Genomic DNA, 12,759 nt, shown 5'->3' on the forward strand with positions numbered 1-12,759 from the left:
TTTTTAAAATGTCAATTGAATACCTGCGTTAAATCTTTTGTTAGTTGGATAGCCCAATCCCCTGTCGCGCATTTCAGGATCCCAAAGCTTAAAAGCAGAGAAGACAAACGGATTTTCTGTGCTCAGATAAAAGCGGCTTCCCTCTTTAATACCAAAGCGCTTTAATTTTCTGAGGCTATAACCGAGTTCTACAGATTTTAATCTCAGGAAGGATCCATCGCGAAGCCACCAGGACGATTGCTGAATATTATTTTCAACCGGAAAAGTAGATAGCCTGGGCCAGAAAGCATGTACATTGGGATTGGTCTCGCTCCAGTAATCATCACCTATAATTTGCAGTGCATTTCTCCTGTTGGCAAATGGAGCAATGCCAGCCCTGTCGTTGCTACTTGTAGCAGTTGCATCGATAAAGAATGAAACCCTTGCACTACCATTAAAGAAGAAAGCGAAGTCGAACATTTTATACGCCGACGAAACACCAAAGCCGTATTGAATTTCGGGTACTTGTGGAAATCCTAATGGCACCCTGTCGTTAGAATTGACAATACCATCTCCGTTTACATCCTTATACTTGATATCACCGGCCAAATAGCCTCCGAAATCCTGTTTAGGAGAATTACGGATCTCTTGTTCGTCTACAAATAATCGTTCCGCAATCAGGCCCCATTGTTGATTAATGTTCGCACCCAGCCGTTTTAGATATTGATCAGGAAAATTTCTCTCGTCGAGTTTTACGAACTTATTGGTAGCGTAAGTAAAGTTGGCTCTCGCAGAAAGCCACAGATCGCCAAAAGTTTTTGAATAATCCAACGAACTTTCAAAGCCCTTCGACAGTACTTCTCCCACATTACCACTGATGGGAGCTTCTAGGCCGGCAGTGGCAGGAAAGTTTTCCCTGCGCATGTATATCCGGCTCCGCCTGTCCTGGTAAAAGTCTATGATCAACTTTAAAGACTCCCGCATAAAATTTACATCCAGGCCCAGATTTATTTTTTCCGACTGCTCCCAAGTAATATCAGGGTTGGCGTAACGGTTAATAACGTATCCTGCATAAGAATTCATGAAAGAAGTTCCCCACCTGTAGCCAGAAGCAATTGAAGATGCTCCCCCGGGAAGTGAAACATCAGACAGGAAATAAAAACGGTCGGCACGACCGGCAATAGCATCGTTTCCTACTAATCCCCAGGAGCCTCTCAGTTTAAATGTACTGATCGCATCTTTTAAGGGCTCCCAAAATGATTCATTAGAAACCGACCACCCTGCTCCTACTGTCGGGAAAAAACCCCAGCGTTGGTTGCCAGTGAATTTTTCAGATCCCATATAAGAATAGCCAAACTCTAACAGGTAGCGACGATCATAAGTATAATTGGCACGACCGGAGTTCCTTACATTTTTTTCGGGGAGCGCTTCAAAAATAGAAGTGCTGGAGCCTGATGTAAGGAGATTTTTCTCCATAGTACCAACCGTTGTGAGAGCCACCGCATGTTTACCAAAAGTTCGCTCCCAGTTAACAATGGCCTCGTAATAATATCTGCCACTTGAATTTCTTCCAGGTATGATATTACCGAGGTAAGGTTGTCCTGAGGTAGGATTGAGTGGGAAAAGCTTGTAGTTGCCACTTATGGGATCATAAGACTCCAGGTCGTAATAATAAGGGCTATACAGGCGTAATCCTGAATAAGCTCCGAAAGTATTTGCAGACACCCGTACCTGTGCTTTTAAGCCTTTTAAGATCATACCAAGGTCTTGTTGTAAAATAGCTTGCGCAGTGATATCCGTTTCATTGCGATCCTCATACCCCCTCACCATTTCTGCATAAGGGTTTACTTTAACCGAACCACCCACAAAACTGTTCCCAAACAAAGTGTGCTGGGTAAACCGGTTTACTGAATCGGGTTCGTATACAGCCGGGAAATCTACAGGATTGGTGTTCATTACCATGCGAAATAGCGTCGCAGCCGGAACGGCAGGCCCATTGTACCCCATAAAACGGCCCTGTATCCGCGTATCCAGTTTAGTAGTAGGAGTTAGTTTGAAAATGACATTGGAACGGATAAAGTAGCGCTCGATATTAATATTGTTGCTATAGTTCTTGGTCTGATCTGTCTTAAGCAAACCCGATTCTTTATCCATACCCATTGAAACGTAATAAGTAGCCACCTGGCCGCCGCCTGATACATTGGCATTAGCTTTCATATTGGTAACCGAACGGTTAAACATAGTGTTATACCAGTCGATATCAGGGTAGATCATCGGGTTTTCCTTATCGATCGTAGACTGTATCTTTTGCTGAGAGTAAAAAGGGCCGAGTATAGGATCCCTGGTGATGCGCGCCTCATTGTAAAGCTTCATATAAGTTACCCCATCAAGCATTTTTACCGTGCTTACCGGTGTAGTAACATTTACGTCCACCCTGGCGTTGAACCCTACAGGTCCTTCCTTCCCCGCTTTGGTAGTAATCATAACGATACCATTGGCACCGCGCGCGCCATACATACCTGTAGCTAATGCGTCTTTCATGATTGAGAACGACTCAATATCATCGGGTTGCAGACGGGCAAGATTTTCTGTGCTGGACTCAAATCCATCAATCAGGATCAACGGAGCAGCCTGGTAACCAAAAGTGGTCACACCACGTACAAAAAATTGTGCATTGTCTGCGCCCGGCTCACCAGATAGCTGGTAGGAGATCACGCCTGGAATACGACCGGCAAAAGAGCTGGTAAGGTTAGATGCCGGCACCCGCAGATCTTTCGCATTAACCGTAGTAATAGATCCTACGATGCTGGCTTTCTTTTGTTTACCAAAAGCAACTACAGTTACTTCATCCATGTCATTTTTAGCACCCTGCATCAGCACCTGTATCACACTTTTTTCAGTTACCACTTCTTTGTGATCCATCTTGCCAACAAATGAAAACAACAGCGTATCGCCAACTGCAGCATCGATTTGAAACTCACCATTAGGATTGGTGGTAGTTAATTGTTGCTTGTTAATGACACTGACCGTAACCCCGGATAGCACAGCGCCATCTTCCGTATTCTTTACAATACCGGAAACTGTTTTGGTTTGTGCCTGAGCAGCGACACAAAAAAGCATAAATGGAAGTAGCCAAATAAGCCTCATAATTAATAGTAGTTAAAGGTTTGAATAATAAACTCTATAGTTCCATGCAGAGGCATTCCATTCCCATGTCGCTTGCTTTTGAGGCAAAACAAACCCATGTGCTGAAATGCACAACCGCTTTACAAAAACGTTTTAGCAAAAAGCCAAAGAAATCCCGGCAATCGTTACGCTATATCAAAAAAAGAGGGGATCAGTGGCTTTGAGAGGGCTCCTGTTTTTTGTTCAGATTTTGTCTGGTTTAAAATTTTTAAAAAAAGTTTTTTGGTTTAAATACACTCAAGCGAAGCACAACGTTAAATCATTTTAACAAATCGAATATACAAAGATGAAATTAATAACAAAAATTTTTTCTCATCTTATTTTAATGTTAGCTATTTATTACTTTTTTATTGGTTGAATATTCATTCAAATTGGTGGCAGGCTTAGTAAGACTTTCATCGCTTAACAATGCTGATGCTTAACGTAATATATTTATCTGTCCTTGTATCCTGAACTTTCAGGCAGGAACGATTGCTTTCACATCGCTGTTGGCTGGTAAATACAATGTAATGAATTAGGCATTTTTTTAAATCACAAGATCATTCTTCTGTTAACTAGGGGAATTTTTTGAATAGTGTGTATTTTAATAATACCTCTATTAAAATAAATACGAGTGCGGCCAATACAAGTGGTATAAACATTTCCTGAATTTCTTTATAACGGATGATCTCCACTTTTGATTTTTCAAGTTGGTCTATCTGGCCGTATATTGCCTGTAAGGAAGCTTTATCTGTAGCGCGGTAATACCTGCCACCCGTACTGGTGGCTATCCTGGTAAGAAGGGCTTCATCTATATAGTTGCGAACAATATTTCCCGCTACATCCTTAACCATCTGCTCGGAGGTAGTGGTAGCAGAGCCCAGGCCGACACAATATACTTTTACATTATTTGCCTTGGCTATTTCCATTGCGGTTTCAGGGTCAACAATACGTGTGGGAGGGGCGTCTTCTTTTCCATCTGTTAATAAGATGACAACCCTGCTTTTACTGCTCCCCTTGCTGATGCGGTTGACCGACATAGCCAGCCCCTCGCCAATCAAGGTGCCAATTTCAAGGTATCCGCCATCCATTATTTTCAATGTCTGTAATTGATTTAACACCGTATTCTTATCGGGCGTAATAGGACACTTGGTAAAACTTTCTCCGGCAAAAATCACCAGACCGATTCTATCTACAGGCCTGTTCTTTACAAACTCGATAGCTACTTCTTTAGCCACCTGGAAACGGGAAGGCTGAACATCTGTAGTTCCCATACTACCGCTTACATCCATGCATAATACGATATCTATACCATCACCTTCAGAGCGGCTTTTTTGAGTTTGATGCTGGGGGCGTGCCAAAGCCATCACAAGACAAGTAAGCGCAAGTATGCGAAAAATAAAAGGTAAGTGCCGGAAACGTGTTTTAAATGTAGCGGGAGTTCTTATGTTAATAGCCGAAACAGTAAAAGAACCTTTATCCCTGTTTTCACTCTTAACATACCGTCCTATTAAAAACAAGATAATACCCAGAAGAATGAAATTTTCCGGCCATATAAACGTAATATTTTTTAACCAATCATAAATCATACAAACATAACAAATCAATTGTTTTTTTATTTAGTCTAAGACCTGGCCACAGGTTTATTCATTTCAGTTTCTATGTAGTTGATGGATGCTTCAATCACTTCAAATGCAGATGTGGCTTCATGATCCTCGGGATGATACTTCGCAAATTTTACAAAGTCGCATAAATACAGTACCTGCGACAAACTATCATATTTCACTTCATCAGGCATTAACGGTTTTATCTTTTCTACCAGATTGTTGGAAGTTTGCTGCATAGAACTAATACCTGTTCTTTCCAAAATATACGCCCGGAAAACTTCTACCAACTGGGCATAAAAGCGCTTCTCGTCAGGCTTCTGCGCCTTCAGATCACTAAGGCTTTGCATAGCCCTTTTGTATGCTGTAACTGACGAGACAGAACTTGCTACCGGCTTCGCCCGGCGCGGCTGTGTCATCCAATAAATGATAAGCGTCAGCAAAATCAGCAGGGCTGCACCAAGATACCACCATCGCTCCAGTTCGGCGTCCATTTTAAAAGGAACATCCTTCACCGGCTGCACATCGTGATAGGGCTGTTTGGGGTCGAAATCTTCAGTAAAAACAACATCAACTAATACACTATTTGTTTTTACAAAAGCCCTTAATGTAAATTGGGGAATAACCCAGCGGCCCGAATCGAAACTGGTTAATTGAAAATACTGCTGGTACAAAGTAGTATCTCCCTGTTGTAATACACGCGAGCTATCTCTGACTAAAAATTCAAAATGTGGTATGCTATCCACCCGAAATGCCGGCGCTTTGGCGCCATTCAATGTTTTTACTTCCAGCGTTAGCCAGAAAGGTTCACCCAGCAACACTTTGCTTTTATCAGTGTAGGCACGTACCCCTACAGGCTGGGCATTGACCACACCAGGCAACCATACTATACATAAAGAAATCATAGCAGCTACCATCCATCCCCTGCTTCTTCCATTACCTGAATTATATAGCAACTTACCATTCAAACTTTACCTGTTTTAATATATCAACTATTTAATCCTGCTTTTAAAAAAACGTTGTAATACACGCACATAATCGTCGCCGGTTTTTATATGCAGCAAATCGCTACCAGCCTTTTTAAATACATTCACACTATATTCGGTAGCATTAAAAAACTGATCTTCATATATTTTCCTTACATAGGCATTACCTGTATCCAACCATTGTGTCTGACCGGTTTCTGCATCCAATAGTTGCATCAAACCAGCATTGGGTAAAGCCTGATCCATCTGATCATATATTTTAACACCAATCAAATCATGCTTTTTGCCTACAACGCGTAAGGTATCTTCATAATTTGAATCGATAAAATCACTTAATATAAAGGCGATACTGGATTGCTTAATAGCATTGGTAAAATATTTCAGTGCTGTATTCAACCGGGTACCTTTACCCTTTGCCTCCAGGCTTAATATTTCCCGAACAATAAATAAAGCATGCTGGCGTCCCTTCTTCGGAGGAATATATAATTCCATCTTATCGCTGTAAAAGATAGCGCCCACTTTATCCCCGTTGCTCACGGCTGAAAAGGCCAGCACTGCCGCAATTTCGGTAGTAAGATCTCTCTTAAACCCATAGTGCGTACCAAACAAAGAACTATTACTAATATCTACCAGCAGCATTACGGTGAGCTCCCGCTCCTCTTCAAATATCTTACTATAGGGATGGCCAAACCTGGCCGACACATTCCAATCTATGAACCGGATATCATCGCCTGCAGCGTACTCACGCACTTCTTTAAAAGACATTCCCTTTCCCTTAAAAGCACTATGATACTCCCCCGAGAACAGGTCCCGGGCCAGTTTCTTGCTTTTGATTTCCAGCTCACGGACTTTTTTTAATATTTCAGTAGTAGACCGCATGTTTTGTTTACTGGTTGATTGGTTTGCTGGTTGACTTGTTAACTAATCAACTTGTCAACCAATTACGGTACATTCACTTTTCCTATGATCTCGTCAATAATATTTTCCACATTTATATTTTCGGCCTCCGCTTCATAAGTGAGCCCGATACGATGTCGTAGAACATCATGCGCGATACTTCTTATATCTTCCGGCATAACAAACCCTCTCTTGTTTAAAAAGGCTCTTGCTTTTCCCGCCAGCGCCAGGTTGATGCTCCCACGTGGCGATGCACCATACGCGATCAGTGGCTCCAGCTTTTTTAATTCGTAGCGGCCCGGGTATCGCGTAGCAAATATGATATCCAATATGTATTGCTCCACCTTTTCGTCCAGGTAGATATCACGCACCAGGTCTCTTGCGTACAGCACATCCTGTATAGTAACCACAGGCTTTATTTCCGGGGCCTTTACCGATTGCACATTCGACCTCAGGATTAATTGCTCCTCCTGCATCTCAGGGTACCGCACAATAACCTTCATAATAAACCGGTCCACCTGCGCCTCAGGCAAAGGGTAAGTACCTTCCTGTTCCAACGGATTTTGAGTAGCCAGAACCAAAAAGGGCTCTTCCAGCTTATATGTTTTATCCCCAATAGTTACCTGTCGCTCCTGCATAGCCTCCAGCAATGCCGATTGCACTTTGGCAGGCGCGCGGTTAATTTCATCAGCAAGGATGAAGTTGGCAAAAATGGGTCCTTTACGTACCACAAAATCATTTTGCTGCTGATTATAGATCAGTGTACCAATCACATCTGCCGGTAAAAGATCAGGAGTAAATTGTATACGACTGAAATTAGCCTGTATGGCGGTAGCCAGCGATTTTATCGTTAATGTTTTGGCTAACCCCGGTACACCTTCCAGCAGTACATGCCCATTACTCAGCAGGCCAATTAATAACCTGTCCAGCATGTGAGACTGCCCAACAATTATATGACCTACTTCTTCTTTAAGACGGTCGACAAAACTGCTTGCTTCAGCAATTTTTCCGTTTAATATTTTTATATCTTCTGCTGTTTTCAACATATCTGATTGTGTTGATTGTTCTTAGTATGCGAACGTAATGGCATCGGCGCCAGCCTGTTTGATCCATCTTCACTCCAATAATGTAGCGCTTAACTCAAATATTTTGCCACAATAGGAATACGCCTGCCCACACCGAACGCCTTATAGCTTACCCGTATGATGGGGCAAAACTGATTACGTTTGTATTCATTCATGTTTACCATTCTCAGAATGCGCTTTACCAGGGCCTCGTCAAAACCTTGCGCAATAAGCTCCTTAGGCCCCTTTCTTTCTTCTATATACTTAAAGAGAATGGTGTCCAGCTCGTCATATTCCGGCAAACTATCGCTGTCTTTTTGATCAGGTCTTAATTCGGCCGACGGCGCCTTGGTAATAATATGTTCAGGGATGATCTCTTTATCCCTGTTGATGTAACGGGCTAGTGCATATACCTGTGTTTTATAAACATCGCCTAATACGCCTAACCCGCCTGCCATATCTCCGTAAAGGGTTCCATAGCCGGTTGCCAGCTCACTTTTATTCGATGTATTCAGAAGAATATAACCAAACTTATTAGCGATAGCCATCAGCAGGTTACCCCTGGTTCGACTTTGTATATTCTCTTCAGCTACACTGAACGGCAGGCCTTTAAACAAAGGGTCCAGCTCCGTTAAGAAAGCATCATAAATATTTTTTATAGCAATGATGTTATAAGGATTATCCAGGTTGCGGCTCAACTGCTCTGCATCGCTTACGGAATGAGAAGTAGAGTAGTGAGACGGCATTAAAACTGCATGCACATTTTCTTTACCCAGCGCTTCTACTGCTAAAGCAATTGTAACAGCGCTATCTATACCACCGCTGGAACCAATTATGGCTTTCTTGAAACCCATTTTAGTAAAGTAATCTTTAATACCTAATACAAGGGCGGCATATATTTCTTCAATACTCTTTCCATCGGCCAGGTACTCCAATACATTTCTCCCAACACCAACCTCAGAAGCTGCATAGTAAACGGTCACATCCTGCTCGCCAACTGCTTGCTTATTTACCAGTTGCTCCAGATCAAATACCTGAAAGTCCTCGGCAAAGTATTTCAGTTCCCCTACCTTATTGCCCGCATCATCGTACACGAGGCTTCCTCCGTCGAAAACAATCTCTGTTTGCGACCCAACAGTATTGCAATACAACATAGGCAATTGATACTTTAACGTATGAGCCTTTACAATACTATTGCGTACAATATCCTGCGCATAGTTATAGGGAGAAGCAGAAAGATTTATCATAACATCAGGTGCAAAGCCGATCAGTTCTTCCATTGGGGTAGTCCTGTATAGCGGGTTGCTGCCCATATTCCAGATATCCTCACATATAGTAACAGCCAGCTTTTTACCTTTAAATTCCAGTACATTCCAGCTATAAGCCGGCTCAAAATAGCGTCCTTCATCAAATACATCGTAAGTAGGCAGCAAGGTTTTATGTACTTCTCCCTGCACCTTTTTATCATATAATAAAAAAGCTGCATTAAAGAGATCTTTTCCCTGTGGATCAGGATTCCTGGCCGGGGCACCTATCAATACCCCTATTGTATCAGCATGTTCTTTAATTAAATCAATGGCAGCGTAAGATTGGTTGATAAAATCTTCAAACTCCAAAAAATCCCTCGGCGGGTAACCACAAATACATAGCTCAGAAAATACAACCAGTTCTGCGCCGGCTTCTTTGGCCAGTTTAATGGCATCAATAATTTTATTTGCGTTGGATTCGAAATTTCCAATATGATAATTCTGTTGCGCTAATGCAATCTTCATCTGATCCTTTTTAATACTTACAAATGTAGCTTTCTACCTATAAAAAGCATTCGCTTTCCAAATGTTTTAACATTCAAACGATTATGTATATTCAATAATCGCCCCAAAAAAAGCCCGTTCAAAGAAAATTTTCCGAACCTGCCACCCTTTCGCCTACTTTTGCATCTCTAATGGGCACAGCCGCTATTTTTCGGCTTGCTTTTTGCCTTTTTTGGTATCAAAATTTGTATTGAATGAAAAAACTATTTGTAACAAGCTTATTTATATCTGCTTGTATAACATTAACCGCTCAAAATACTATTTCTTCCGAGCGTCAGCGGGCGCGCAATTTTATGCAGTCCGGCGACCTGGATAATGCTGTTTTGGTGTTAACCAAAGCCAGAGAGAGCAACATAAACGATATTGATCTTCAGAAAGATCTTGCTCTGGCCTATTATTATAAAAAAGATTACACAAAAGCGCTGGAAACTATTAAACCGGTAATTGCAAGTCCTGATTGCGACCCGTCGGCTTACCAGCTGGCTGGTAATGTTTATAAGGCGCAGGAAAATTATAAAGAGGCGGAAAGAATGTATAAAGAGGGCTTGAAAGATTTTCCTAACAACGGTCCGCTGCATAACGATTATGGTGAGTTATTAGACATATTAAAAAATCCTTTGGGTGCTATTGACCAATGGCTAAAAGGTATACAAGTGGCACCATCATACGGAGGCAACTATTATAATGCTGCTGTTTATTACTACAAACAACAGGATGATAAAATATGGGCAATTATTTATGGTGAGATTTATGCCAATATGGAAAGCCTAAATCCAAAATCCAACAGTATTAAGAAAATGGTGCTGGACGCTTATAAACAGAAATTATTTATTTCTAATAACCTGAAAGCTGATGCGGCCAATCAAAAAAATGCTTTTGCAAAAGCAGTAATTGAAACTTTCGCAAAACAATCAGGTATATCGGCACAGGGAATTACTCCTGAGAGCCTTGCTATGATACGTACCCGTTTTATACTAGACTGGAATGCATCCTATGCCAAAAGCTTTCCCTTCCGTTTATTTGATTATCACCAACAATTGATGAAGGATGGACTGTTTGACTCTTATAATCAATGGATGTTTGGTCCTGTAGATAACCAGGCCGGTTTTGAAAAATGGGTACAGACACATAAAGAAGAGTATGATAAGTTTACTGCTTTTCACACCTCCAGGATATTTAAAATGCCTGCAGGACAAAGTTACGCGTTGAAATAAAATGCTTAAATGAATAAATAGGAACCACCTGGCCAGCAGGTGGTTTTTTTATGTTTTATCACCAGATATTGAGCGGGTAAACCGATTTATTTTAAACTATTTTTCTTAACTTGTCTGTTAAATAGTTTGATTTTTGTCATGTTAATTGCCATGTGAGAATGTCGCGGATTGTGAAAGAAAACTCATCATGTACCTATCGTTAGCCGTAAGAAAAGTAAAAAAACATTTGAATGAATTATCCAGAATACCGATTGTTTGACGCCGTAGGCCACCAGTTGAAAAATTTTCCTAAAAATGATATGCTCAACGCAAAGGAAAACGGCCAGTGGAAAGCCTATTCCACCCGGGATGTAGCAGGCATCGCGGATCGGCTATCAGCAGGGCTTCTGGCAAAAGGTGTAAGCGGTAATAATTTCACGGCGGAGGGCAGCGATAAAATAGCCATTATCAGCAATAACCGGCCTGAGTGGATCTTTACCGATCTGGCCGTTCAGCAAATTGGCGCTATACTTATTCCGATGTATCCCACTACCAGTGCACAAGAATTGGAATATATCCTGAATGAGTCGGAGGCCAAATACATTTTTGTCAGCAGTGAAGAGCTGCTCACTAAGATACAATCACTAAAAAGTGACTACTTAAAAGGCATTTATACTTTCGATAAAATTGAGGGAGCGGCGCATTATTCTGAGCTACTCAACCTGGCTTCCGAACAGCTATTGCAACAGGTGAAAGCGATCAAACAGGAAATCCCCAACACACATACAGCTACAATTATATATACCAGTGGCACTACCGGCACACCAAAGGGGGTTATGCTGAGCCACAGCAATATTGTTAGCAATGTTTTTTTCTCAAAAGCCAGTTTTCCTTTTCCTGATCAGCCGCAGACCAAGGTGCTGAGCTTTCTGCCACTGAACCATATTTTTGAAAAAATGGTGAGCTACATCTACCTCTTCAGTGGTATATCTATTTATTACGCAGAAAGCCTGGAAACCATTGCAGATAATTTAAGAGAAATACAACCTGATGGTTTTACAACAGTACCCCGCTTATTGGAAAAGGTATATGAGAAGATAATGGCCAAGGGCAATGAACTAAGCGGTATTAAAAAATCTTTATTTGCCTGGAGCGTGGCGCTGGGTTTAAAGTATGATAACCGGACACCGCCGGGAGGCCTGTATTCGTTGAAGCTAAGTATTGCCAGGAAGCTGGTATTCAGCAAATGGCGGGAAGCCCTTGGAGGAAATATCAGCTTTATCATCACAGGCGGTGCTGCTGCCTCCGAAAAATTGTTACGCATCTTTAATGCAGCAGGCATTCCTATATACGAAGGTTATGGACCAACAGAAAACAGTCCGGTGATATGTGTAAACCGCAAGCAAAACAATGAAACCTTTTTTGGTACAGTAGGTCCGCCTATTGACGGCATCGAGGTGAGATTGGCAGAAGATAGCGAGATCCTGGTAAGAGGCGCCAGTGTTATGCAGGGCTACTATAAACATCCCGAGTTAACAGCAGAAGTTATTATAGACGGGTGGCTGCATACGGGCGATATCGGCACTATCATTGAAGATCGCTTCTACAAAATAACAGATCGCAAGAAAGAACTGTTTAAAACAAGTGGCGGCAAATATGTAGCACCGCAACCTATCGAAAACAAAATGAAGGAAAGCAAATTTATTGAGCAGATTATTGTTTTAGGTAGTGAAAGAAAATTTGTAAGTGCCTTGATCATTCCTTCTTTTACGGCTGTGAGGGATTGGATGAGGGAAAATGGTATACAGGACATGAGCAACGCCGAAATTGTTAAAGATCAAAAAGTACATGACCTTTTCAGGTCCGTGATCGATCATCATAATGTCAATTTCAATCACGTTGAGCAAATTAAAAAATTTGCCTTACTATCTACCGACTGGAGCGTAGATGGCGGAGAAATGACTCCGAAAATGAGCCTGAAGCGCAAAGTAATTATGGAAAAATATAAAAACAATATTGAAGATATATATGCATAGAGCACTAGCTCTATGCATTATCGC

General features: G+C 41.6%; 8 protein-coding genes. 2 read left to right on the forward strand and 6 right to left on the reverse strand.

From position 1 onward, the window contains the following. Positions 1 to 3: 3 nt before the first annotated feature. From ACLOAU_RS23340 to ACLOAU_RS23365, 6 genes are all read right to left on the reverse strand, one after another. Positions 4 to 3,126, reverse strand: coding sequence for a SusC/RagA family TonB-linked outer membrane protein (locus ACLOAU_RS23340; RefSeq protein WP_427864338.1), 3,123 nt, complete (start codon positions 3,124 to 3,126; stop codon positions 4 to 6). Between the two features lie 593 nt (positions 3,127 to 3,719). Continuing rightward, positions 3,720 to 4,733, reverse strand: coding sequence for a vWA domain-containing protein (locus ACLOAU_RS23345; RefSeq protein ID WP_427864339.1), 1,014 nt, complete (start codon positions 4,731 to 4,733; stop codon positions 3,720 to 3,722). Between the two features lie 35 nt (positions 4,734 to 4,768). Next, complete coding sequence (locus ACLOAU_RS23350; protein ID WP_427864340.1) at positions 4,769 to 5,716, reverse strand: P-loop NTPase family protein; 948 nt, start codon at positions 5,714 to 5,716, stop codon at positions 4,769 to 4,771. A 24-nt stretch (positions 5,717 to 5,740) separates the two neighbouring features. Then, a complete protein-coding gene (locus ACLOAU_RS23355) occupies positions 5,741 to 6,613 on the reverse strand; it encodes a DUF58 domain-containing protein (RefSeq protein WP_427864341.1) in 873 nt (290 codons plus the stop codon). Between the two features lie 62 nt (positions 6,614 to 6,675). Further along, complete coding sequence (locus tag ACLOAU_RS23360; RefSeq protein ID WP_427864342.1) at positions 6,676 to 7,677, reverse strand: AAA family ATPase; 1,002 nt, start codon at positions 7,675 to 7,677, stop codon at positions 6,676 to 6,678. Between the two features lie 89 nt (positions 7,678 to 7,766). Further along, positions 7,767 to 9,467, reverse strand: coding sequence for an NAD+ synthase (locus ACLOAU_RS23365; RefSeq protein WP_427864343.1), 1,701 nt, complete (start codon positions 9,465 to 9,467; stop codon positions 7,767 to 7,769). Positions 9,468 to 9,700: 233 nt separating this feature from the next. On the opposite strand from ACLOAU_RS23365, the gene ACLOAU_RS23370 reads away from it, so the two are divergent. Both ACLOAU_RS23370 and ACLOAU_RS23375 read left to right on the forward strand, forming a co-directional pair. Continuing rightward, complete coding sequence (locus tag ACLOAU_RS23370) at positions 9,701 to 10,720, forward strand: tetratricopeptide repeat protein (protein WP_427864344.1); 1,020 nt, start codon at positions 9,701 to 9,703, stop codon at positions 10,718 to 10,720. Positions 10,721 to 10,950: 230 nt separating this feature from the next. Continuing rightward, positions 10,951 to 12,735 (forward strand): AMP-dependent synthetase/ligase, encoded by a 1,785-nt coding sequence (locus ACLOAU_RS23375; RefSeq protein ID WP_427864345.1) that lies wholly within the window; start codon positions 10,951 to 10,953, stop codon positions 12,733 to 12,735. Positions 12,736 to 12,759: the final 24 nt, after the last annotated feature.

It is taken from the genome of Paraniabella aurantiaca, from assembly GCF_050309965.1.
Lineage (GTDB): Bacteria > Bacteroidota > Bacteroidia > Chitinophagales > Chitinophagaceae > Niabella.

Coding starts and splice junctions, on each gene's coding strand:
- ACLOAU_RS23340 (WP_427864338.1), bottom strand. CDS start 3,126: ATGAGGCTTATTTGGCTACTTCCATTTATGCTTTTTTGTGTCGCTGCT.
- ACLOAU_RS23370 (WP_427864344.1), top strand. CDS start 9,701: ATGAAAAAACTATTTGTAACAAGCTTATTTATATCTGCTTGTATAACA.
- ACLOAU_RS23360 (WP_427864342.1), bottom strand. CDS start 7,677: ATGTTGAAAACAGCAGAAGATATAAAAATATTAAACGGAAAAATTGCT.
- ACLOAU_RS23365 (WP_427864343.1), bottom strand. CDS start 9,467: ATGAAGATTGCATTAGCGCAACAGAATTATCATATTGGAAATTTCGAA.
- ACLOAU_RS23375 (WP_427864345.1), top strand. CDS start 10,951: ATGAATTATCCAGAATACCGATTGTTTGACGCCGTAGGCCACCAGTTG.
- ACLOAU_RS23345 (WP_427864339.1), bottom strand. CDS start 4,733: ATGATTTATGATTGGTTAAAAAATATTACGTTTATATGGCCGGAAAAT.
- ACLOAU_RS23355 (WP_427864341.1), bottom strand. CDS start 6,613: ATGCGGTCTACTACTGAAATATTAAAAAAAGTCCGTGAGCTGGAAATC.